Raw genomic sequence first — 22714 nt, 5'->3', positions numbered from 1 at the left:
TTGCCCTTACTTCTTGGTGTAGATCTGGTCGAAGATGCCGCCGTCGGCGAAGTGCTTCGCCTGCGTCTTCGTCCAGCCGCCCAGATCGGCGTCCACCGTATAGAGCTTGAGCTTCGGATACTGCGACTCGTACTTCTTGGCGATTTCCGGCGAGCGCGGACGATAGAAGTGCTTCGCGGCGATCTCCTGTCCCTGCGGCGAATACAGCCATTGCAGGTAGGCTTCGGCAGCCTTGCGCGTGCCGTGCTTGTCGACATTCTTGTCGACGATCGCCACCGGCGGCTCCGTCAGGATCGACGACGACGGCACCACGATGTCGAACTTGTCCGGACCGAGGTCCTTCACCGACAGCAGCGCTTCGTTTTCCCAGGCGATCAGCACGTCGCCGATGCCGCGTTCCACGAACGTCGTGGTCGCGCCGCGCGCGCCCGAATCCAGCACGCCGACGTTCTTGTAAATGGCCTTCACGAAATCCTGCGCCTTCTGCTCGTTACCGCCCGGTTGCTTGAGCGCATAGAGCCATGCGGCGAGGTAGTTCCAGCGAGCGCCAGCCGACGTCTTCGGGTTCGGCGTCACCACGCTGATGCCCGGCTTGGCGAGGTCGTTCCAGTCCTTGATGCCCTTGGGGTTGCCCTTGCGCACGAGCAACACAATGGTCGACGTGTACGGCGTGGCGTTATCCGGCAGACGCTTCTGCCAATCCTTGTTCACGAGACCGGCGGCGGCCAGTTCGTCGATGTCGGCCGAGATGCCGAGCGTGACGACGTCAGCCGGTGCGCCGTCGAGCACCGTACGGGCTTGCTTGCCCGAACCGCCGTGCGAGGCCTTCACCGTCACCGTGTCGCCAGCGACTTGCTTGTAGTGGGCCTCGAAGGCCTTGTTGTAGTCGGCGTAAAGCTCACGCGTCGGGTCGTACGACACGTTGAGCAGCGACAGGCTCGCAGCCTGCGCCTGAATCGTCATGCCGGCGGCCAGCGCCAGACCACCCAGCGCGACTGCCAGCTTCTTAGCTTTCCATCCCCGTGCTGCTTTGTTCATGACTTGCACTCCTTGTTTGCTTCTCGTGTGTAGGAGGCCAGTCTATGAGGGCGTCTAAATAATTAAAAATAATATTTTCGCTTTTGTTTATGCCGGAATAAGGATTAGAGAAATTGTGCTGACGGGGCCGTCATCAGACGTAAGGGGTGCCGTGCAGTGCGGCGGCAACGCCTGCACACCCCCTGTCTACAAGGCTCAGGAAGGATTTCTGAGCCTCAGCGGTGTCCCGCGACAGACCGAATGTGCGATGGGCGTTGAGGAAGGCGACCGTCCAGGCGGCGAGCATTAGCCCTGCGGCCAGTTGGGCTTCGACGTCCGGCGTCGGCCGGTCGACCGCTTCGGCGAGCGCCTGCGCCACAACGTCGGCCAGTTCGTCCCGGATCGCCCGGGCGCGCGCCTTGAGCGTCTCACTGCCTTCGATCGTTCGGATGAAGCCCTGGCTCTGGGCCGAAAAGTTCACGAAGGGGCTGTTTTGCGCCACCAGACGATGCGCCAGACACCGCAGCGCCTCGACGGGCGAGACACCCGCCTCCCGCTCATGGATGGCTTGCCGAAGTGCGTCGCGCCCCTCCTCGTCCCGGTCGAAGAACATGTCTTCCTTACGCGGGAAGTGGTTGAAGACGGTCATGCGCCCGACATCGGCGGCCGCCGCGATCTGGTCGACCGTCACATGATCGAAGCCGTGTTCGTGGAAAAGCCGTGTCGCGGCATTGGAAATGCCCTGCCGGGTGGCAAGGCGTTTTCTCGATCTCAAATCGGTTGGCGTTGACATGGGGTTCCTGATGGCCTAGTTTACATGTACTCAGTACATATTTATACGAAGTATATGACAAACTCCATTGATGTTGTAGTGGTCGGTGCCGGTCCCGTCGGGCTGCTCGCCGCCATCGAACTGACGCTCGGCGGGGCACGCGCGCTCGTGCTCGAACGGCTGGCGTCGCCTAGTCAGGCGATGAAGGCGTTGTCGTTCGGGCCGCTCGCGGGCGAAGCGCTGTTGCGTCGTGGCATGCGCACGGCCATCGACGACGCGCAGCAACGCAGCGCACAGGCCATGCAGGCCTTCACCCAACAGACGGGCGCGGATCTTAGTGCCCGTGCTTCGAAGTTTAATGGCCATTTCGCCGGGCTTTCCCTCATTCGGCGCGACGCGCAGGTCGACCCCGACCGGCGGCCCCGTCACGTCGATCAGCCTGCACTGGAAGCCATGCTGGGTGCACGAGCGCAGGCGCTTGGGATTGAGGTGCGTCGCGAGCATGAAGTGACGGGAATCGAGACCTCAGATGACGGTGTCGAGATCTCCTGGGTCTCGCCCGGCGGGCCGGGTCGCGTGCGTGCGGCTTTCCTCATCGGGTGCGACGGCGGGCGCAGCACCGTGCGCAAGTTGTGCGACTTCGCGTTCCCCGGCACCACGCCGACGCTCACCTTTTATCAGGCGACGGCCGACGTCGATCACCCCGAGCGCTTGTTGCCTATCGGATGGAATCGCACCGAGCGGGGGGTGTTTTGCTATGGCCCTGTGCCCGGACGCCTGTTCATGCTCGACTTTTCCGGGCCGCCTGAGGATCGGCAAGCGCCTGTCACGCGCGAAGAGATCGAAGCGGTCCTGCGTCGCACCAGTGGCCAGGAGGTGCGCGTGAATGTGCTGCATGCCGCCAGTCGCTGGGCAGACAACACGCGTCTCGTCGACAGCTACCAGCAGGGACGCGTTTTCCTCGCAGGCGACGCCGCACACGTTCACTCGCCCTTTGGCGGTCAGGGCTTGAGCCTTGGCCTGCTTGACGCTGCCAACCTTGGCTGGAAACTCGCTGCCGTCATTCGCAGCGATATGCCTGAAAGCTTGCTCGCGACGTACACCGCAGAGCGGCGTCCGGTGGCCAAAGCGGTACTGGCGAACACGCGCGCGCAAGTCGCGATCTTGCGTCCGGACCCGCAATCGGGCGCAATGCGCGACCTCATCGCCAAACTGATGGACTTCGACGACGTCAACCGCTTCATCGGAGAGATGATGACCTGTGTGTCGACGCGATACGACCTGGTGGCTTCTGAGGTCTCCCATCCTGATATCGGCCGCCTGGCAGGCGACTGGACGCTCTCGGATGGCTCACATCTCTACGATGCGATGCTCGACGGACGCGGGGTGTTGCTCGATGCGACGCAAGGGCAGCAGGCATCGCAGCGGGTAGCCTCTATGACGCCCGGCGTGCGCTGTGTGAAGGTCGGCGACGGCCCCTCGTTCCTGCTGCGCCCCGATGCGTGCATCGCGTGGCGCGGCGATGGAAACAACATCGACGGGCTGGATAGCGCGTTGCGTCGCTGGTTTGTGTCGTAGCGGGGGCATGGGGTGACATCGGATGATGCCGGGCCGATACGAACGCATGAAACCCGAGGAAGTGGCATCGAGACGGGCACGGTGGACGGAAACTTCACGCAGTACATGAAGTTTTCCCTTGCGTTTTTGCAAACACTGTACAAAAATACAGCCACCTGTGCTTCCATACAGTGATGCCATGATCAAACTTACCGCCCGTCAACAGCAGGTCTACGAACTGGTTCAGCAAGCGATCGAGCGCACCGGCTTTCCGCCGACGCGCGCGGAGATTGCCGCAGAACTGGGCTTCTCCTCCGCCAACGCCGCCGAGGAGCACCTGCGGGCACTGGCGCGCAAAGGTGTCATCGAGCTTGCCGCCGGTCAATCGCGTGGCATTCGTCTCAAGCGTCTGGACGACGCGGGCGGCACGCATCAGTTCACGCTGCCGCACATGGGCCTCATGCAGTTGTCGCTGCCGCTCGTCGGCCGCGTCGCTGCGGGTAGCCCGATCCTGGCGCAGGAACATATCGAACGCAACTTCCAGTGCGATCCGAACATGTTTGCGCGTCAGCCCGATTACCTGCTGAAGGTGCGCGGCATGTCGATGCGCGACGCGGGCATTCTCGACGGCGACCTGCTTGCCGTGCAGAAGGCTGCCGACGCACGCGAAGGTCAGATCGTCGTAGCACGCATCGGCGACGACGTGACCGTCAAACGTTTTCACCGCGTGAAGGGTGGCGTCGAACTGATCGCCGAGAACCCCGACTTCGAGAACATCAATGTCGACGAAGGCAGCGGTGATTTCGCGTTGGAAGGGATTGCGGTCGGTCTGATTCGCAACAACGATCTATGAACGATCAATGAGCGGCCGCTGACGGTCTCTCATCGCGAACCGGGGCAGCGCGACACAGCGACTTGCCCCGCTCCCTGAAGATTTGTATTTGATTGCGCCGGGCTGGGTCCGGCGCCCGTGCCCTGCTGCGCCTGCGATTTGTGAGATGAACGCCATTCGCAGCAAGACACGTCCCTCTGACCCGCTTTGAAAGAAGGATCGCATCATGGCTCGACTCTTTGGTTTGCTGCGTACGTCTCTCGGTCAATCGCCGGTTCGCGTGTCATCGCAGACGCGACTTTCTGCGGTGTACGGTCTCTCGGCACTGTCCGGACCGTTCGCTTCGGCACCCGCCATCGCCCGCTCCTACACCGTGCCCAACCGCACTCGCACGACCACGCTGCCGCGCACGATTGCAGCCGCCGTCGCGTCGGCGACCCGCCGGGGCTGCCCCGCCGGAAAAGCCGTGAAAGCGTCGCGCAACGTTCGGGAACAGCAGGCTCGCCGTGAAGCGCATGACACGCAGGAAGGTCACGATGTGCGCGTCTATCGAGACAGGTCGCACATCGTGATGGTCGGCACGTTTGCCGACATCTGCCGCAAACTCGATCAAGCCGTTGGCGAACAGTTCTGCCAGGCGGCGGTTTGATGTTTTGCGCTGGCCTCTCAGCGCGTTAGCGCGTTGCGCGAAGACGGGCTGAAGCCAGCGTAGCGCGCTGGTTCTTGCGGCTTATTCGCTCCGACCGGAGGACGGACTCACTTGCCGTGAGTCACTGCCCCAGCGCAAGCAACGGATTGTCGGCACCGTGACGCTCGCCGTCGAAGAATCGCGCAACGTCTTCCGGCTTTACGGCTTCGATGTTCGCGTGTTGCCAGCGCGGCTTGTGGTCCTTGTCGATCACCATCGCGCGAATGCCCTCGACGCCTTCGGCACCGGTGCGGCCGTCCAGATTGAAGACGCTGCGCATCATCAACCACTCTTCACGCAGTTCGTCCGCGAGAGACAACTTGCGGGCACGACGCACCTGCTCAAGCGCCACACATGTCATCAACGGCGACCGCTTGGTGCGCAGCAGATCTTCCGTTTCCTCCGCCCAGCCCGAGTATTCGCAACGCGCTTCGAGTTTGAGGCCCTTCAGAATCGCGGGCATGTCTGCGAGACCGAAGTGCTCATCGATCACGCTGCGCAGAGGTGCGAGCTTGCCGGGTGCAAGACCGGCAGGCGGCAGACTTTCGCGCGCGAACGTACGTGCCGCGTCGAGCACGGCATCGCTATCCTGCCAGTCTCCATTAACCAGCCGGTCGCACAACTCAGGCAACGACGCGCGCGGCACCACCACGTCCGCCAAACCGATTTCACACGCATCGACTGCGCCGAACACGATCCCCGTGGTGCCAAGGTACTCACCGAGATGCCCCGCAAGATTCGAAAGGAAGAACCCGCCGCCGACATCCGGGAACAGGCCGATAGCCGTCTCGGGCATCGCCATGCGCGTCGCCTCGGTAACGATACGCAACGTCGCCCCTTGCGAGATGCCCATGCCACCGCCCATGACTACACCGTCCATCAGGGCGATGTACGGCTTCGGGTACGACGCGATCGTGTAGTTGAGCCGATACTCGTCGGCGAAGAAGTCCATGATGTCGGTGCGGCCCGCACTGATGGCCTCATGGAAGTAGCGAATGTCACCACCCGCGCACAACCCCTTCTCACCCTCGCCTTGCAGCACGACACCCAGCACCTTGGGATCGTCGCGCCACTGATCGAGCGCGGCAGCCATCGCGCGAATCATGTCGTGCGACAACGCATTGAGTGCCTTCGGGCGCGTCAGCGTGATGAAGCCGATACGGCCACGGATTTCGGTTCGAACAAAATCGGTCATGTCAGGCAAGGACTCCGGAAACGTCAACGGATTGGGGGATGAAAGTTCGGGATGACAAAAGCAAAAAGCCGGCGCATGGCACCGGCTTTTCTTCCAACAGACAGATCCCGCAGCGCGACGGACTCTTCATCCGTTGCGCCGCGTTTCCGTCGCCGGCTTTACTTCTCTTCGCGCGAAGCGCGCTTGCGCTCGTGCTCGATCAGATGACGCTTGCGCAGGCGAATCGTCTGCGGCGTGACTTCGACCAGTTCGTCGTCGTCGATGAATTCCACGGCGTATTCGAGGCTCATCGCGATCGGCGGCACCAGACGCACGGCTTCGTCGGTACCCGACGCGCGCACGTTCGTGAGCTGCTTGCCCTTGATCGGGTTGACCACGAGGTCGTTATCGCGGCTGTGAATACCGATAATCATGCCTTCGTAGAGGGCGTCACCCGGCTTCACGAACATGCGACCACGATCCTGCAGCTTCCACAGGGCGTAGGCCACGGCATCGCCGTTGTCCTGCGAGATCAACACGCCGTTACGACGCTCACCCAGCGAACCATCCTTGACCGGTGCGTACGCATCGAAGATGTGGCTCATCAGGCCCGTACCACGGGTCATCGACAGGAAATCGCCCTGGAAGCCGATCAGGCCGCGAGCCGGAATGCGGTATTCAAGACGCGTACGGCCACGGCCGTCCGACACCATGTCCAGCATTTCGCCCTTGCGACGACCGATTTCTTCCATGACGCCGCCCTGGTGTTCGTCTTCCAGGTCGATGGTCAGCATTTCGTACGGCTCGTGCTTCACGCCGTCGATTTCCTTGATCACCACGCGCGGACGCGACACGGCCAGTTCATAGCCTTCGCGACGCATGTTCTCGATCAGAATCGTCAGGTGCAGTTCGCCACGGCCCGACACTTCAAAGATCGAGTCGCTGTCGGTGTCCTTCACGCGCAGCGCCACGTTGTGATTCAGTTCCTTGTCCAGACGGTCGCGGATCTGACGGCTCGTCACGAACTTGCCTTCGCGGCCAGCCAGCGGCGACGTGTTCACGCAGAAGTTCATCGTGAGGGTCGGCTCGTCGACGGTCAGCAGCGGCAGCGCTTCCGGCGTATCCGCGTCGCAGATGGTCACGCCGATACCCACGTCTTCGATACCGTTGATCAGCACGATGTCGCCAGCTTCGGCGCCTTCGTCCGACATCACGCGCTCCAGACCCTTGAAGGTCAGAACTTGATTGATCTTGCGCTTGAGAATTTCACCGTCCGGGCCCGAACGCATCACAACTTGCTGGCCCGGCTTGACGCGGCCACGCGTGATACGGCCAATACCGATACGGCCGACGAACGTCGAGTAGTCGAGCGAGCTGATTTGCAGCTGCAGCGGCGCGTCCGGATCGGCAGCGCGAACCGGCACGTGTTCGAGAATCGCATCGAACAGCGGCTTCATGGTGCCTTCGCGGACATCCGAATCGAGGCTTGCGAAACCGTTCAGGGCCGAAGCGTAGACGACCGGGAAGTCGAGCTGTTCGTTGGTCGCGCCGAGCTTGTCCATCAGGTCGAACGTCTGGTCGATGACCCAGTCCGGACGTGCGCCCGGGCGGTCGATCTTGTTGACCACGACGATCGGCTTCAGACCGAGGCCCAGGGCCTTGCGGGTCACGAAGCGCGTTTGCGGCATCGGGCCTTCGACGGCGTCGACCACCAGCAGAACGCTGTCGACCATCGAGAGCACACGCTCCACTTCACCGCCGAAGTCCGCGTGTCCCGGGGTATCGACGATGTTGATGTGCGTGCCTTCGTATTCGACGGCGCAGTTTTTGGCGAGGATCGTGATGCCGCGCTCTTTTTCGATGTCGTTCGAGTCCATCACGCGTTCAGCGACTTGCTGGTTTTCGCGGAAGGTGCCCGACTGGCGCAGCAACTGGTCGACGAGCGTGGTTTTGCCGTGGTCGACGTGCGCGATGATGGCGATATTACGGAGAGCGCGGGTCATGAAAGGGGTGCTCGAAAAAGCCTTTGAGGAATCCGCGATTCTACCACTTGCGCATGTCTCACGTCATGGCCTTTCTGCATTGCAACAACGGCATGCACCATTGATTCGCCGATTGCCCCTCATTCGTCACGAAACAGACCGGTGATTCTCCCCCCTCCCCGTCCCCGCGTTTTCGATGCCACGCACCAAATTAGAGCGTTAACTCTAATTTTTTCCGCAATATTTGCCTAGTCAACTATTGCATCGACTTGAAATTAATTAAGTACCCGCTATAATCGTGACAAGTCAACTATTGCAGCTGCATGAAAATGTCCGATCCTTCCGTCACTTTCTCCGCGACCGCGCCGACGTCTCAGCCGGAAGCACCGCAAGCCGATCCCCCGCGTAACGGTTACGACATCGATGATTCCCTCGGGTATCTCGTGGCGCGTGTGCGTCAGCTGATCCTGGCGGAACTGACGAAGGAAACCTCGCAGTACGGCCTCACCAGCACGCAGGCGACCATGCTTTACAAGGTGGCGACCGGCAAGAGCAAGACGGCAGCGGACCTCGCCCGTGACTACTGTATCGATGCAAGCGCGGTCACCCGCCTGCTCGACCGGCTCGAAGCGCACGGATTGCTCGTTCGCGAGCGCAGCAAAAGCGACCGCCGCACCGTGAACCTGAGTGCAACGGAGGCTGGCAATGCAATGGCCGACCGGATGCCCGACATCTTCACCCGCGCTGCCGACCACCTGATGGGCGGTTTCAGCGTCGAGGAAATCGGGTTTCTGAAGAGTTTGCTGCGACGGGTGATCGCCAACGGCGAAGGCGGATGACGGCGCGAGCCCCCGAGAAATCCATCCGAATTGCCTCGATTCCCGTTCAGAAATGCTTGTCGAGTCCACTATTGCAAGTCCTCGTCAGCCCCTGATTCCCGATTACTGTCAGTACAAGACTTCACTCGTAAAGGTTTTGCGATGAAAGCGGCCTCACCGTTCCTCCCGCATCTGCGGGCCCGCTCAGCGATTTCCGCCCTCTGTCTGGCGGCTGTGACGCTGGGTTTTGCCGGTTGTGCGAACTTCGCCGGCATCCATAGCGACAAGCAGATCACCACGCCTGAGCACTATCAAACCCAGCGCAGCCTGCCCTCAGAGGGTGGTCAGTGGCCGGGCACCGATTGGGCCCAACGCTTCGGCGATCCGCAACTCGTCTCCCTGATCGACGAAGCGCTCGCAGGCAACCCCGATCTCGCCATGGCCGCCGCCCGCCTGAAGGCTGCGCAGGCGCAGACGGAAGGCGCCGCAGCTGCGTTGCTGCCGTCGGTCAATTTCAACGGCGACGTATATCGCCAGAAATTCACCGAAAACACCATCTACCCGCCGGGCTACGGCGGCGCATGGTTCACGCAGGGCGATCTGAATGCGTCGCTGTCGTGGGAACTCGATCTGTGGGGCAAGAACCGTTCGGCACGAGCACAAGCCACGTCGGCCGAGCGCGCCGAAGAAGCCGGAGACCAGGAAGTGCGTCTCGCGCTGTCGACGGCCGTCGCCCGCTCTTATAACCAGCTCGCGCAGCAATACGCGTTGCACGACGTGCTCGACCGTATCAGCAAGCAGCGCCAGAACCTTGGCAAGCTGACGGCCGATCGCGTGCGCGCCGGTCTCGACACGCAAGTCGAACAGAAGCAGGCCGACAGCAACAGCGCCGACATTCAGACGCAAATCGCACAGCTCGACGGTCAGATTCTGCTCACGCGTCACCAGCTCGGCGTGCTGCTGGGCAAGGGCCCGGACCGCGGTCTGGAAATCGCACCGCCGAAGCTCGCGCAACTCGCTACACCGGCCCTGCCGGACAACCTGCCGCTCGCCCTGCTCGGCCGCCGCCCGGACATCGTCTCGGCTCGCTGGAGCGTGGAATCGCAACTGCAGGGTGTGGACGTCGCTAAAGCGCGTTTCTATCCGGACGTGAACCTGAACGCCGCATTCGGCTTCTCTACCTTCGGGCTTGGCAAGCTGATCGATCCGAGCAGCCAGAACATTCAGGCCGGTCCGGTGATTACGTTGCCGATCTTCGACGGCGGCCGCCTGCGCGCCAACCTGAAGGGTCAGTACGCCGCGTATGAAAGCGCCGTCGCAAACTACGACTCGACGCTCAACAAGGCGCTCGGCGATATCGCCGACCGCATGTCGTCGATCCGTTCCGCCGACAAGCAGATGGTGTCGCAACGCGTGGCGCAAGAAGCCGCACAACGCGCCTACGACCTCGCCATCGACCGCTACAAGGCGGGGCTGACACCGCAGTTGACCGTGCTGACGGCCGAGTCGTCGCTGCTGGCGCAGGAACAGGCTCGCGTGAACATCGACAGCGCACGTCGCGACCAGCAAATCGGCCTGATCAAGGCGCTGGGCGGCGGTTTCGACGCGCAGTCGGCGGGACTCGTCGTGGGCCAGGAGCGCACGGCAAAGACAGACGCAGAGGCGGGCAACGCTCAAACGCACTGAGCGCACTGAACGCACTGAACGCACTGAACGTCACGCAAAACAAGACAAACGTCAAAAGCACATTGAGAGATTAGTACGGAGCAAATGATGAGCGACAACCAACAACAAGCGCCTGCCCAACCGGCACCGAACAACGGCAAGCGCCGCCGCATGATGCTGACGCTGACGGCCGTGATCGCGATTGCGGCCATCGGCTACGGCGCCTATTACGCGCTGTATGCGCGCTACTACGAAGACACCGACGACGCGTATGTCGCAGGCAACGTCGTGCAGATCACGCCGCAAGTGGCCGGCACCGTCACCGGTGTGAAGGTCGACGACACGCAGATGGTCAAGGCTGGCCAGCCGCTGGTCACGCTGGATCAGACCGACGCTCGCGTCGCCCTGCTGCAATCCGAAGCCAACCTCGCGCAGACCGTGCGTCAGGTCCGTACGTACTTCGTGAATAACGATGCGTACGCCGCCACGGTCGCAATGCGTCAGTCGGAACTCGCGAAGGCGCAGGCCGACGTGAAGCGCCGTGAAATGGCCATCGCCACGGGTGCCGTGTCGCGCGAAGAACTGGCCCACGCGCAAGACGCCGTGAAGTCGGCGCAGGCCGCGCTGGAACAGGCGCGTGCACAACTGGTGTCGAACAAGGCGCTCACCGACAAGACGTCGGTGACCACGCATCCGAACGTGCAACAGGCGGCCGCGAAGGTGCGTGCGTCGTACCTCGACTACGCCCGTACGTCCATCCCGGCACCGGTTGACGGCTACGTCGCCAAGCGCTCGGTGCAGGTCGGCCAGCGTGTCGCCACGGGCGCACCGCTCATGGCGCTGGTGCCGCTCAACGAAGTGTGGGTCGACGCCAACTTCAAGGAAGTGCAGATCTCGCACATGCGCGTTGGCCAGCCGGTCACGCTCACGGCAGACGTGTACGGTTCGTCGGTGGAATACAAGGGCACGGTGGCTGGCTTCTCGGCCGGTACGGGCAGCGCCTTCTCGCTGCTGCCGGCACAGAACGCCACGGGCAACTGGATCAAGGTGGTGCAACGTCTGCCGGTGCGTATCGCGCTCGACCCGAAGCAGTTGCAGCAGCATCCGCTGCGCGTGGGTCTGTCGATGCAGGTCAAGGTGAACGTGCGGAATACCGACGGCAAGGAACTGGGCGAAGCGCCGACCCTGCCGGTGTATTCGACCGACGTGTACGACAAGGTCGGCCACGACGCTGACGACATCGTCGCCAAGATCATCACCGAGAACGCCGGTGCTGCGGCTGCCAATGCAGGCGCGAGTGCAGGCGATGCCAACGACACGCGTAACCAGCCGGCCCGCGCTCGTCCCCTGTAAATCGGAGGGGGGTGCCCCCCACCCCCTTTGACAACTCATGGCAACTCAAAACGCTCCTGCCCCGCTCTCGGGAGGGCAGCTGGTACTCGGCACCATCGCGTTGTCGCTCGCCACGTTCATGAACGTGCTCGACACTTCGATTGCCAACGTATCGATTCCCGCCATCTCCGGCGACCTCGGTGTCTCATCGAGCCAGGGAACGTGGGTGATTACGTCGTTCGCCGTCGCCAACGCCATTTCGGTGCCACTCACGGGCTGGCTGACCGAGCGCTTCGGTGCAGTGCGACTGTTCATCACGTCGATCCTGCTCTTCGTGCTGGCTTCGTGGCTGTGCGGCATGGCGCCCACGCTCGAAATTCTGCTGGCCGCCCGCGTGTTGCAGGGCGCCGTGGCCGGTCCGATGATTCCGCTGTCGCAATCGCTGCTGCTCTCGAGCTATCCGCCCGCGAAGAGTTCGATGGCCCTCGCCTTATGGGGGATGACGACACTCGTCGCCCCGGTGATGGGCCCGATTCTCGGCGGCTGGATCTCGGACAACTACCACTGGCCGTGGATCTTCTACATCAACATTCCGGTGGGTATCGCCGCCGCTTACGTCACGTGGATGATCTACAAGAAGCGTGAGACGCCGACACAGCGCAAGCCCATCGACACCGTCGGACTGGCCTTGCTCGTGTTGTGGGTCGGCTCGTTGCAGGTGATGCTCGACAAGGGTAAGGAACTCGACTGGTTCAATTCGTCGACGATCGTCATCCTCGCGCTCGTTGCGCTGGTGTCGTTCTGCTTCTTCGTCGTCTGGGAAATCACCGAGAAGCACCCGGTGGTCGATCTCACGCTGTTCAAGCGGGTCAACTTCACCGGTGGCGTGGTCGCCATCTCGGTCGGTTACGGGTTGTTCTTCGGCAACCTCGTGATCCTGCCGCAGTGGTTGCAGATCTATCTCGGCTACACGGCAACGGAAGCCGGTCTGGTGATGGCCCCGGTCGGGTTGTTCGCGATCATCCTGTCGCCGATCATCGGAAAGTTCCTGCCCAAGCTCGACGCCCGCTGGGTCGTGACCGTCTCGTTCCTGTTGTTTGCGCTCGTGTTCCTGATGCGCTCGCACTTCAACACGCTTGTCGACACGCGCACGCTGATGATCCCGACGTTCCTGCAAGGCGTACCGATGTCGATGTTCTTCATCCCGCTGACAGCCATCATTCTGTCGGGTCTGCCGGGGCATCGCATTCCGGCGGCGGCGGGGTTGTCGAACTTCGTGCGGATTACGTGCGGTGCGGTCGGCACCTCGATTGCAACGACCGTGTGGGATAACCGCATCTCGCTGCACCACGCACAGCTGACGGAGAATCTGACGCCCTACGACGCCACGTTCAACGGCTCGGTCCAGTCGCTCAATCAGCTCGGCATGTCGACCCCGCAGGCTCACGGTTACATCGACCGACTGGTCACGCAACAGTCAGCGATGCTCGGTGCGAACGATATTTTCTGGATCTCGGCGGTGTTGTTTGTGCTGATGATCGCGATGGTGTGGATTACGCGACCGATTCGAGGTGGCGGTGGTGGCGGCGCAGATGCCGCAGCCGGCGCCCACTGAAGTCAAGGCTTCCCCCCGAGTGCCCGGCCCTGCTCTGTACTACCGGGCACTTCTTGAACCCCGCTGAAGTTAGCGGGGTTTTTTTATGGGTGCGGAGAAATGAGCCGCTGTGCGGTTCACCCGGGGGACGGCAGATTGACGCTCAGCCGACGAGATAGCGCAATGCCCTTGTCGCCACAATGCTGATGACCACGGTCGGCAACAGAGAAAAGCGCAGCGAGACGAGTAGCGTCACAGCCAGCGCCAGCAGATCGGCTGGCCGGTCCGACACGAAGGACGGCGCGATGACTGAGATCAGCACACAGCCCGGCAGGCACTCCATCACCGAACGCGTGCGCGGGCTCAGCACGCGATCGCGCAACAACAGGAAGCCGACGATTCGTGTGGCGTACGTCGTGGCCGCCATCAGCGCCACCGTCGCAACGGGCAGAAACACTGCGGCATCAATCATGACGCGGCTCCATCAGCACGGCAGCCAGCAAGCCTGCGACCGCACCGGCGGCCACGTACCACGACCCCGGCACATATAGATAGGTCAGCGCAGCCGCGACAAGACTCACCAGCCACGGCAAACTCTTGCGCATGCCGCGCCACATCCCGCGAAGCAGCACGAGGAAGACAGCGGTGAACGCCATATCGAAGCCGTACTGTTCGATGTCGCCAAGCACTGGCCCCAGCACTGCACCAAGCGCGGTAAAGGCAATCCACGCGAGCCAGAGATTGACAGCGACACCGAGGTAATACGGCAAGCTAATACGGTCGGCCTTACGCGCCTGCGTGTCGGCCAGTGCCATTGCCCAGGCCTCGTCACACATCAGAAACAACGATGGCAACGCACGACGCAGCGGCACGTGACGCAACAACGGTGCGAACGCAGCCCCCATCAGAATGTGACGCGAATTGACGAGGCACGACATGGCGACGATCAGTGCGAGATGCGGCGGCGAGGTCCACAAATGGACCGCCGTGAACTCGGAACCACCGGCGAAGTTCATGCCGGTCATGAGCGGCACGAGCCACGCGGGCATGCCTTTCTGAGTGGCTTGCGCACCGAGCACCATCGCGAACGGCACGAACCCCAACATGACCGGCAATGAAGCACGCATACCGCGCGCGACTTCGATTTTGACATCGGACTGCTGTGAAGACGCAGCCGAAGAAGACATTCCAGACACAAACACTCCTGCAATAACGACGGATAACCACCGGCATCGCAGCATAGCGAACCCGGCTTGCCATCGTCTTGTATGTTCTTGCGGTTTTGGGACGGCGGGCGCGGCGTTTGAGATCGTCAATGATCCACGAGCTCAGGTGAATCGACATAAACACTCTGAAGTGCCTCGGGATCTACAGGGTCGCCAACGTCTGCGTCGCCACCACCGCTGACCTCTGACTGCACAGGCTTCACGAGCGACTCGGCGCTGGCCGCTGCCAGCTTTGTCGCGGCCCCCGCCTTCTCCAGCCACGTGTAAAAATCCAGCAACCCTGCGGGCAGCGACACCGTGTCGTCGCTGAACGGCAAGCGCGCAATCAGAATCACGAACGCCGCAGCAGACGCCTGTCGAATTTGCCTCGCGATGGACTTCTGCCATTGCGGATCGTCGTGATGTGCCAGCGCATTGCGAACTTTGTCGAAAATCCCCGATACCGCGCGTTTGGGCAACGATACCTTGACGGGCAAATCGTCTCCCGTGACTTTTTGCGTCCCCGGCCCTAACACGTCCAGCACCTTCGCAAACCCGCCACGCGAATTGATCCATGAGATCAGATTCGCCAGGCTGTCGCCCTGAAACGGCTGACTGCCGGGGTTCCGGAATTCCTTCCCCCAACAGATCAGGTCGCCTAGTGCGAGCACAGCGAAGTACGGCGCCACCATCATCCCCGGGGTAAATACCGCGTTACCGACGACCAACACCTTGCAACTCGCCTCCCGGGTCACGCGCGGTTTCCCAGGCCGCACCCATTCGCAGACCATGACGTTCGCCCACCGGGAGAAGAGATCGGGCGCGATGTACGGGGACAAGCAACTCACCAGCTGACTCGCCAGATTAGCGACATGGGTCGCCACCACAACGATCCCAAGCAGCCCGGGATAGCTGACCGGCATTGCGACGGCGGCGGGTTCCGATGGCCCGGCGGGCGCGAGAGCGTCTGTGGGCGATGACAACGACAGCAGGGACGCACCCGGTGCCGTCAATGTATGAGGTGCGTCCGAAACAGCACCCTCGACCTTCGAATTGTTGTCGCCATCATCGGGAGGCAGAGCTTTCGCGGCAAACTGTTGCGCCATCACTTCACGCAGAATCTCGTTCATCCCGGCTTCGACGTCTGCCATCGAACTATCTTCGCCAAACGGCGCATCGAGCGTCGCAGACGCGTTGGCGTTGCGTACATTTTCGAAGTCGTTGAGCAAGGGGACTGTCGCAGCGTCGTGCTCGTGCGACAGGGTCTCGGACAGAGGCGCCCGCATACGCTCGATCGGAATGCAAACGTGTGGAGAACCACCTGGAGTCTGGATCATGACGCACCGCCCTACTCGTTGGTTTCGGCCCTGACAAACCTCGCCACGACCGAGGCCTGCGCTGGCACAACCGCGACACTCTGCGCCGCGCGCCGCACCGGGCGCTTGCGGAATTCGCTCCCGGGTGCCGGGTCGGGAAACGGTGGATCGGGCCGGGCATCGGCAGGTGTGACGCAATCGCAGTATCATTGCGCATCCCCCGGCCTGACGCCCCCACGGTCACACGCCGTTCGACGGCCGGGAAAGTACTATCCGTCAGCAAAAACAAAACACCATGAATACCCCGCAGAACCCGATCGAACGCTCTGAAGTCACTTTCCGCTTTCTGGCCGAACCGGCTGCCGTCAACTTCGGCGGCAAGGTACACGGGGGCTCGCTGATGAAGTGGATCGACGAAGTGGCCTACGCTTGCGCCGCGACGTGGTCGGGCCGCTATTGCGTGACGGTCAGCGTCGGCAATATCCGCTTCCGTCGTCCGATTCTGGTGGGCAATCTGGTGGAACTGCGCGCGCGCATCGTGGCCACCGGCCGCACCAGCATGCACATCCACGTGTCGGTTCACGCGGGCGATCCGAAGTGGGGCGAACTGCGTCAGACGACCGACTGCCTGATGGTGTTCGTCGCCGTCGACGAGAGCAACCACCCGGTGGGCGTGCCGTCCTTCGAGCCGAAAACCGACGAGCAGAAGGCATTGGCCAAGTACGCCATGGACGTGAAAGCCGCGCTCGACGCCATCGTCGAACTCAAGCCGGAAAACGTCGCCAGCTGACGCGTCCGATCAGGTCATGCGGACGTCCCCCGTCCGCAGAGTCGGTATGCCGCCCGTGGTGCGGCAATAGCAGATTCAGGCACCGGGTTTCGATTTGTCGCTTCGAAGGAGAGCAAATCATGCCGCGCGGCACCGTCAAGGATTACTACCCGGAAAAGGGGTATGGATTCATCACGCCGCATGGGGGCGGAGAAATCGTTTTCGTCCATGAAAGCGAGATTTGCACGCCCGGTGCCTCCCAGCTTCAGACAGGTCAGATCGTCGAGTACGAGACCACCCGCGGAGACGCCTATCTGCTTGCGATGAACGTTCGCAACGCGTCCGACTAAGGCCGTTCAGGCCGATGACCTGTCAACGTTGACAGGTCCCTCCTCCAGAAGTCTTCAGCGCTTCAATGCCGGGCGCGGTGCCTGTCAACGTTGACAGTTACCGGCGATTCGATCCGGTGCTGGAATGTCCTCTCCGTCCTGGAGAGAGCCCGATCATGAGCGCGATCAAACACTTCAGCGGCAGTGCTCAGTTAGCGTTTGAAACTTACGCAGACCTGAACCGCAAGATCCTCATCAGTCCGCAGACCGGCGAAGGCATCCTGCGAATTCCGATTGCGGGGTTGTTTGCCGACGTCATTGCTTCACCGTCACTCTTGCTCGCTCTCTCGTGCAAGGCGCATGAGGGCGATCTGAACATCGTTCCCTTCGGGGTCATGACGGTGGGGATAGCTCCCTCAAAGGACCGCTTTACGAGCTTACCCCTTTGCGACGGCAGATCGCTAAATTTCGAGTTGGAATCGGGCGACACCTTCAATGGTGGCGACTTTTTGAGCGAGCGCAATGGCGATGATGTCGTCGTGTATCACAAGAACGGGGCGTGCGAGACCTTTGTTGTGATTTCGGCTTTCGGGATGCCATCCACTGCGGACGCGGAATGCGACGGCTGGGTTTGTCCTACTCGCTATGTTTCGCCTTCCGGCAGGTCGTTGAAATATGAGTGGAAACAGTTCTGGGAGGGTCCGCGCGTCACTGCCATCGACGACGACGACGGGCGGATTCTTGAAGTCGAATGGGTCAAGACGAAGCGCACAATCGGATCTACTGGCAAGACCGCATCGGCCTTTCAGAAAGCCATCCTATTCCCCAATAGCGACCAGGAAGTCATCCTTACGTCGACGGAGGTCACCACGTCCTTTGGGTTCAAGCAAACGATTGAAGTAGCCAGTGCTACCGGATCTGCTAAGACGATTTACTACCTTGAGAATCACGACGGGCAAGTCGCAAAACTCGAAGTTCGCCGACAGACATCGGTTCCCTCGGACAAGGCCGGCGATCCGGCGGTCGTGGAAACGTCGACGCACACCGAATCCATGGAATTCAATGGCAACCGGATCGTCAAGCACACCCTATCTCCGGGCGGCGGCATTGCCCCCCTGGTCGAAAGCTACAAGTACGAAACCGGCAAAACCACCGTTACCTGCACGCAAGAAGACAAGACCGTCCTCACGCGCGTGTACACCTCCGAAGACAGGCGCCAAACCGAGGCCGTCACCGCTGCCGGCGTCACCGTCCTCAAGGAGCAAAGCGTCAGCATCGACGAAGCGCGTGGCATCGCGACACATAAATCGATCAAGAAGATTGGTGGTGTGATCGTCGATGAGCTGACGCTCGAATACGACGCCATCGGCAACCTCGTCAAGTCGACGAAAGACGACACAGTGACGGAATGGACCTATTTCAATAACTACAACGCCTACACCGTCGTCGAGAAGGCAACCAACTATCAGGACACAAGTTTCTTCGGACTTCTCCTGAAAGCGCTCGATTACGTTAATCCTATTGGCCTGGGGTTCGTCGCGTTCGGCTCAGGCGGATTGACGTGGGGCACCAAAATCGACACGACGGTCGACATGGCTGTCACCGATAACAACTACGCGAAGACTGCATTTCAACTCCCCTATGACATGAACTATCCCGGTGACCCTAGCGGGTTGACGTCGCACGTTGAGTCGGAAATCGTCTACCGGAAAAATGGCGACAAGCTCCACCCGCAAAGACTCACTTATTTTAGTTACCTCAAGTTCATCCCGAAAACGGTTCCCAATGTCTCACGGCCACATGTCCCGCTTCCTCATAGAAAGCTAACGGTGCTCCAGCCGTCCTACGAAGAAGTCGACGTCAGCGCGGAACAACTGAAAGTCGCCAAAGACGCCGCAAAAGCACTGCTCGACAGTCTGGCGAAGCAGTGCAACAGCACCAGCAATAAGGACGATAAGGCAATCATTCAGACCCAGATCGACGATCTGAACAAGAGCCTCACGGCGCAGAGCAAGACTAACGCGCGTGGATTCCGACTCAACACAACAAGGGGCAAGTGGGCCGACCGGTCGATGCACCTGGAGGAAAACAACTATCAAACCAACGCCGACGATCCCGGGTTTGGGCAAGTCAGCACCCACCACACCTGGCTGCTCGCCGATATAGGCTACAAGTTGCCTGAATCGGAACTTAAAACCACCTTCGTCTACACGAAGGACGCGAAAGATAGCCGTAAGGTCACTATCAAAACCAAGACCCAAACGGCAGACGGCATCACCGTTACCACCAGCCAGACGCGCTCCACGATGACGGGTCGTGTCTACGAAACGATCGACGGTGAGAACCTCAAGACTCAATTCACCTATGACAAGTCCGGCTTGCTTGTGACGACAAAGGCCATGCGGGGCGACGTCACGCTCGGGCAGCGTGATTACGCGATCACCGCACTCAAGGACAAGCTCTGGGCGTATCAAACTACCGAATCCCCTTCCGGACAACTCGCTCGTGTTGTGAGGGACGAACTCTCACGTGAGCGGCAAGCGTTGATAAGTCCCGATGGAAAAACGTGGTTGCAAATGGTCAAGAGTTCCTATGATGCGCAAGGTCGCCTGTCTCAAACCGAGGAATTCGACTACGACCACGCTAACGCGAAATGCAGCACGCTGACGACGACCTGGACCTATGACGATGCCACCAACATGTGCACCGTCACCAAAATGCTCAAGGGCGCGAGCGACGAGGCGTTGGACACCAAGACGCTGGTCCTCACGAGCGCCGCCATGAGCGAAACGATGCTCGTGGGAAGCGTCGAGACGGTGCGCAGCTACGACGCCGACAAGCGCATGCTCGTCGAAACTTCAGGCGCGCCGAACGCCCCTGCCTTCCGAAAACTCAGCATGTTCGACGTCGGCGGAAATCTGACTTCGGTCAGTACCGAAACCATCGACGGTGACCGAAAAATCATGGCGGGCGACACGACGACGTTGACCTACGACAGCTACGGTCGCCTTCGGACGCTAACGCCGAAAATCGGCGGCGCCACGGACTTTACCTATGACAAGTTCGACCGACTGATCACGTCGACAATCGACGACATCGAAATCGGCAACAGCTATTCGGGAGCCAGCCTGGCCAATGTTGCCATCGCCGGCTACGTTAAGCGCACGGCAGAAGATGTCGCACAAGGGCTGGCGACACAAACAATTGATGGACTGGGCCGCCCCACGACGGAAACGATCAACGGCAACACCACCAAGTTCAGCTATGAGGGTGCATCGCGCTGGGGCCGGCGAGACGGCATCGGCAGTCGCCCTGCAACGCTAAGCGGCTACAAGAGCGAACTGGACAGCACGGGACTCAAATACACCGAGACCATCACCGACGATTCCGGCACTCGCCTATCGAGAACGATGTTCAGTCGCCGGGGCCAGATGCTCGAATTCCAAGACATCACAGGGACCAAGACGAAGTACCAATACGACGCCTTCGGCCGTCTGAAGAGCATGAAGAGCGACGTCTGTGAAAACACCTTTATATATTTCGATAACGGTCTGCTAAAGCAAGAAAACATTAAAGCCGTGGCGAGCGGTCTCACCATGACGGTGCTCTACACGTATAACCGCTCCGGCATCGAAACCAAACGAAAATTCACGTGTGCGGGACTTAAGACCCATTCCATCGAAAGTCAACGCATGGACGATGGCCGTATCGATCGCATTCTGCTCAACGTGGATGACATATGTGTCAACGGCGATCACTTCGAGTACGACAAGTCGCATCGCCTGTCCACCTGGTACTGCACGCACGCCGGTTCCGAAGGCGACGGTGGCAAGAAGTTCGTCAAACAGGCTTTCAGGTACGACCGAATCGGCAACGTACTCTGGAGCAACAACACGTTCTATACGGGCAATACCCGCCCAGACGCGCTGTCGACATCAACGACCGGACGGGAATATGAGCATCTAAGACCCGGCGTAATCGCCTCCATCGACGGCCTAGCGATGGAAAATGACAACGCCGGCCGACTGACCAAACATGGCAAGCGAAGCCTCAGCTATCACGACAACGGTCAGATAAACAGCTGCTCTGCGACTGCTAGCGGCAAAGACGATGGCTACGTCTTCAGCTACGACGATCTGGGGCGCGTTCGCGGTGGATCTGCCGGAAAGGGAAAATGGACCGACACCTACCACTATCGCGGTTCAAAGGCATATGCCGTCGCGCAGGTGGACGATGAGAAGAAGCACGGCTTCCAGCGTCGGATCCTGGTATGGAAAAACGACAGCCCATCCTGTCTTCTGCAACAGGCGTCGACGACCATCGGCGATAAAACAACGGACTCATATTCGTTCGAGCTGCGCGATCAGGCGGGCACGGTGTTCGCAAGTTTCGATCTCGCAAGCAAGGCCGTCACCTACTATCGCTATTCGCCGTACGGTTATCGAAATGTCGACCCCGGTTCTGTCACGTGGCTTGGATTCAAAGGCGAGCCTTTGAATTACGTAGGGTTCTATCATCTTGGCAATGGGTATCGCCACTACGACCCGGAAGCTTGCCGCTTCCAGACGCCGGACAGCATGAGCCCGTTTGGCGCGGGCGGCTGTGCGGCCTACGTGTACTGCGGCGGCGACCCGGTGAATTATCACGATCCGAGTGGACATGCCCCCGTGGCGCAATACAGCCGCCTCAGTACGATGCCAGCCATGTATACCAAGGAGTTCCGCATCGTTGCAGGTGTTTTCGAAATATTGGCTGCGCCCTTTACTGCGGGCACCTCGCTCGCTATGGCCGTCGCCCTCATCGGAATTGCCGCCGTGTCCGGCGCGTTCAGCATTGCGTCGACCGTGTTGGAAGACAGCGATCCGGAGCTGTCCGACATTCTTGGCTATCTCGGCATGGGGCTCGGTGTCGTGGTTCCCAATGCGCTGCAGTCGCGATTAATGGGCCGCGCGGCAAGGCTTGCAATGAACGGGAGCACACGTTTCGGCAGCAACGCATTGCGTGCCCGCATCACCGCCTGGGCCAACAAGTGCACGAATCGGGTGAATATACTGCACCTGGAGTCGATCTCTAACCCAATCGAATTGCAGGCATTTGGACCGCACCTGGAAAGGATCGGCGTTTTCTCATCCGGGTCGGCCGAGGATGCCTTCCACATGGGGGGCGCTCCGGTCCAGGATTACTTTTCCGCCAGTGCCGCGCAACAGCGCCGGCGTCTACACAGGGCAAGAGTTCAACGTCAACCCGAGCGGGCGCGGCGATGGTGAGCTGATCGGCGCCGCGGACTTGTCGAAAAACTACTACGAGGCCTCGACAAACGTGCCGAACTCCTTGCTATCCCGTAGCGACGCGACCCCCTACATCAAGGATGTCCCGGCGCTGGCCAAGCTCCCGGTGTTCGATGCGTCCGAAGTGCGCAACCGATTGTCTTACCAATATGGCGTGGACGTTTCGAGTGCTTTGAGACCCGTGTCACTGGAGCAGGCGATGAACACGCTGCGCAATGCCAACTACGTCTTCACGGACGCGGATGGTCTGTTCTGTCGCAACACGTTAAGTACCACCGCGCCGGGCTTTGCGAAAGCTGGCATCAGCAGCATGTTCGACGGTGTCGAGTGGTGGAAAGGCGCGCGCATGCTGTCGTGACGCGTGGTCCGCGTGGCT

At 60.8% G+C, this 22714-nt stretch carries 18 protein-coding genes; 11 read left to right on the top strand and 7 right to left on the bottom strand.

Going from position 1 to position 22714, the window contains the following annotated elements:
• Positions 1 to 6: 6 nt before the first annotated feature.
• Positions 7 to 1038 carry a sulfate ABC transporter substrate-binding protein gene (locus tag PCO31010_RS23240; RefSeq protein ID WP_039398846.1) on the bottom strand — a complete coding sequence of 344 codons (1032 nt, stop codon included), beginning with the start codon at positions 1036 to 1038 and terminating at the stop codon, positions 7 to 9.
• A gap of 133 nt (positions 1039 to 1171) precedes the next feature.
• Complete coding sequence (locus tag PCO31010_RS23235; protein WP_150666348.1) at positions 1172 to 1810, bottom strand: TetR/AcrR family transcriptional regulator; 639 nt, start codon at positions 1808 to 1810, stop codon at positions 1172 to 1174.
• Positions 1811 to 1864: 54 nt separating this feature from the next.
• Between PCO31010_RS23235 and PCO31010_RS23230 the strand changes: the two genes are divergently transcribed.
• The 3 genes from PCO31010_RS23230 to PCO31010_RS23220 all read left to right on the top strand — a co-directional run bounded on the left by PCO31010_RS23230 (position 1865) and on the right by PCO31010_RS23220 (position 4827).
• Positions 1865 to 3367: an FAD-dependent oxidoreductase gene (locus PCO31010_RS23230; RefSeq protein WP_150666347.1), complete on the top strand. Its 1503-nt coding sequence runs from the start codon at positions 1865 to 1867 to the stop codon at positions 3365 to 3367.
• Between the two features lie 178 nt (positions 3368 to 3545).
• The gene (lexA, locus tag PCO31010_RS23225) at positions 3546 to 4199 is read left to right on the top strand and encodes a transcriptional repressor LexA (RefSeq protein WP_039398858.1); all 654 of its coding nucleotides are present in this window, start codon (positions 3546 to 3548) and stop codon (positions 4197 to 4199) included.
• A 205-nt stretch (positions 4200 to 4404) separates the two neighbouring features.
• Positions 4405 to 4827 carry a hypothetical protein gene (locus PCO31010_RS23220; protein ID WP_150666346.1) on the top strand — a complete coding sequence of 141 codons (423 nt, stop codon included), beginning with the start codon at positions 4405 to 4407 and terminating at the stop codon, positions 4825 to 4827.
• A gap of 121 nt (positions 4828 to 4948) precedes the next feature.
• Here PCO31010_RS23220 and PCO31010_RS23215 read toward each other — a convergent pair whose 3' ends face one another.
• On the bottom strand, positions 4949 to 6061 hold the full coding sequence (locus PCO31010_RS23215) for an enoyl-CoA hydratase/isomerase family protein (RefSeq protein WP_150666345.1): 1113 nt from the start codon (positions 6059 to 6061) through the stop codon (positions 4949 to 4951).
• 158 nt (positions 6062 to 6219) lie between these two features.
• On the bottom strand, positions 6220 to 8043 hold the full coding sequence (typA, locus tag PCO31010_RS23210) for a translational GTPase TypA (protein WP_150666344.1): 1824 nt from the start codon (positions 8041 to 8043) through the stop codon (positions 6220 to 6222).
• 308 nt (positions 8044 to 8351) lie between these two features.
• Here typA and PCO31010_RS23205 point away from each other — a divergent pair, with 308 nt between their 5' ends.
• The 4 genes from PCO31010_RS23205 to PCO31010_RS23190 all read left to right on the top strand — a co-directional run bounded on the left by PCO31010_RS23205 (position 8352) and on the right by PCO31010_RS23190 (position 13452).
• Complete coding sequence (locus PCO31010_RS23205; protein ID WP_150666343.1) at positions 8352 to 8861, top strand: MarR family winged helix-turn-helix transcriptional regulator; 510 nt, start codon at positions 8352 to 8354, stop codon at positions 8859 to 8861.
• 141 nt (positions 8862 to 9002) lie between these two features.
• Entirely contained in the window at positions 9003 to 10526 is a 1524-nt protein-coding gene (locus PCO31010_RS23200; RefSeq protein WP_150666342.1) for an efflux transporter outer membrane subunit, read from the top strand.
• Between the two features lie 87 nt (positions 10527 to 10613).
• A complete protein-coding gene (locus tag PCO31010_RS23195; protein ID WP_150666431.1) occupies positions 10614 to 11858 on the top strand; it encodes an HlyD/EmrA/EmrK family protein in 1245 nt (414 codons plus the stop codon).
• Positions 11859 to 11895: 37 nt separating this feature from the next.
• Positions 11896 to 13452, top strand: coding sequence for a DHA2 family efflux MFS transporter permease subunit (locus tag PCO31010_RS23190; protein ID WP_150666341.1), 1557 nt, complete (start codon positions 11896 to 11898; stop codon positions 13450 to 13452).
• A 142-nt stretch (positions 13453 to 13594) separates the two neighbouring features.
• Here PCO31010_RS23190 and PCO31010_RS23185 read toward each other — a convergent pair whose 3' ends face one another.
• The 3 genes from PCO31010_RS23185 to PCO31010_RS23175 form a co-directional block, all read right to left on the bottom strand.
• Positions 13595 to 13903, bottom strand: coding sequence for an AzlD family protein (locus PCO31010_RS23185; RefSeq protein ID WP_150666340.1), 309 nt, complete (start codon positions 13901 to 13903; stop codon positions 13595 to 13597).
• The gene (locus tag PCO31010_RS23180) at positions 13896 to 14618 is read right to left on the bottom strand and encodes an AzlC family ABC transporter permease (protein ID WP_150666339.1); all 723 of its coding nucleotides are present in this window, start codon (positions 14616 to 14618) and stop codon (positions 13896 to 13898) included. Before PCO31010_RS23180 ends, PCO31010_RS23185 begins: the two co-directional genes overlap by 8 nt.
• Positions 14619 to 14743: 125 nt before the next feature.
• Positions 14744 to 15922, bottom strand: coding sequence for a hypothetical protein (locus PCO31010_RS23175; RefSeq protein ID WP_150666338.1), 1179 nt, complete (start codon positions 15920 to 15922; stop codon positions 14744 to 14746).
• 325 nt (positions 15923 to 16247) lie between these two features.
• Between PCO31010_RS23175 and PCO31010_RS23170 the strand changes: the two genes are divergently transcribed.
• From PCO31010_RS23170 to PCO31010_RS23155, 4 genes are all read left to right on the top strand, one after another.
• Positions 16248 to 16742 (top strand): acyl-CoA thioesterase, encoded by a 495-nt coding sequence (locus tag PCO31010_RS23170; RefSeq protein ID WP_039398880.1) that lies wholly within the window; start codon positions 16248 to 16250, stop codon positions 16740 to 16742.
• Between the two features lie 119 nt (positions 16743 to 16861).
• Positions 16862 to 17071 carry a cold-shock protein gene (locus tag PCO31010_RS23165; RefSeq protein WP_150666337.1) on the top strand — a complete coding sequence of 70 codons (210 nt, stop codon included), beginning with the start codon at positions 16862 to 16864 and terminating at the stop codon, positions 17069 to 17071.
• A 155-nt stretch (positions 17072 to 17226) separates the two neighbouring features.
• Positions 17227 to 22317, top strand: coding sequence for an RHS repeat-associated core domain-containing protein (locus PCO31010_RS23160; RefSeq protein ID WP_174985082.1), 5091 nt, complete (start codon positions 17227 to 17229; stop codon positions 22315 to 22317).
• On the top strand, positions 22244 to 22696 hold the full coding sequence (locus tag PCO31010_RS23155; protein WP_150666335.1) for a hypothetical protein: 453 nt from the start codon (positions 22244 to 22246) through the stop codon (positions 22694 to 22696). The genes PCO31010_RS23160 and PCO31010_RS23155 overlap by 74 nt, the downstream gene beginning before the upstream one ends.
• Positions 22697 to 22714: the final 18 nt, after the last annotated feature.

This window comes from Pandoraea commovens, assembly GCF_902459615.1.
Classification (GTDB): Bacteria; Pseudomonadota; Gammaproteobacteria; order Burkholderiales; family Burkholderiaceae; genus Pandoraea; species Pandoraea commovens.
The sequence above is the reverse complement of the archived record's forward strand: the minus strand, read 5'-3'. Positions and strand labels throughout refer to the sequence as shown.

Bases quoted from the DNA above. Each gene is read 5' to 3' on its own strand.
- PCO31010_RS23240 (WP_039398846.1), bottom strand. From the start codon at position 1,038: ATGAACAAAGCAGCACGGGGATGGAAAGCTAAGAAGCTGGCAGTCGCG.
- PCO31010_RS23235 (WP_150666348.1), bottom strand. From the start codon at position 1,810: ATGTCAACGCCAACCGATTTGAGATCGAGAAAACGCCTTGCCACCCGG.
- PCO31010_RS23230 (WP_150666347.1), top strand. From the start codon at position 1,865: ATGACAAACTCCATTGATGTTGTAGTGGTCGGTGCCGGTCCCGTCGGG.
- lexA (WP_039398858.1), top strand. From the start codon at position 3,546: ATGATCAAACTTACCGCCCGTCAACAGCAGGTCTACGAACTGGTTCAG.
- PCO31010_RS23220 (WP_150666346.1), top strand. From the start codon at position 4,405: ATGGCTCGACTCTTTGGTTTGCTGCGTACGTCTCTCGGTCAATCGCCG.
- PCO31010_RS23215 (WP_150666345.1), bottom strand. From the start codon at position 6,061: ATGACCGATTTTGTTCGAACCGAAATCCGTGGCCGTATCGGCTTCATC.
- typA (WP_150666344.1), bottom strand. From the start codon at position 8,043: ATGACCCGCGCTCTCCGTAATATCGCCATCATCGCGCACGTCGACCAC.
- PCO31010_RS23205 (WP_150666343.1), top strand. From the start codon at position 8,352: ATGTCCGATCCTTCCGTCACTTTCTCCGCGACCGCGCCGACGTCTCAG.
- PCO31010_RS23200 (WP_150666342.1), top strand. From the start codon at position 9,003: ATGAAAGCGGCCTCACCGTTCCTCCCGCATCTGCGGGCCCGCTCAGCG.
- PCO31010_RS23195 (WP_150666431.1), top strand. From the start codon at position 10,614: ATGAGCGACAACCAACAACAAGCGCCTGCCCAACCGGCACCGAACAAC.
- PCO31010_RS23190 (WP_150666341.1), top strand. From the start codon at position 11,896: ATGGCAACTCAAAACGCTCCTGCCCCGCTCTCGGGAGGGCAGCTGGTA.
- PCO31010_RS23185 (WP_150666340.1), bottom strand. From the start codon at position 13,903: ATGATTGATGCCGCAGTGTTTCTGCCCGTTGCGACGGTGGCGCTGATG.
- PCO31010_RS23180 (WP_150666339.1), bottom strand. From the start codon at position 14,618: ATGTCTTCTTCGGCTGCGTCTTCACAGCAGTCCGATGTCAAAATCGAA.
- PCO31010_RS23175 (WP_150666338.1), bottom strand. From the start codon at position 15,922: ATGCGGGCGCCTCTGTCCGAGACCCTGTCGCACGAGCACGACGCTGCG.
- PCO31010_RS23170 (WP_039398880.1), top strand. From the start codon at position 16,248: ATGAATACCCCGCAGAACCCGATCGAACGCTCTGAAGTCACTTTCCGC.
- PCO31010_RS23165 (WP_150666337.1), top strand. From the start codon at position 16,862: ATGCCGCGCGGCACCGTCAAGGATTACTACCCGGAAAAGGGGTATGGA.
- PCO31010_RS23160 (WP_174985082.1), top strand. From the start codon at position 17,227: ATGAGCGCGATCAAACACTTCAGCGGCAGTGCTCAGTTAGCGTTTGAA.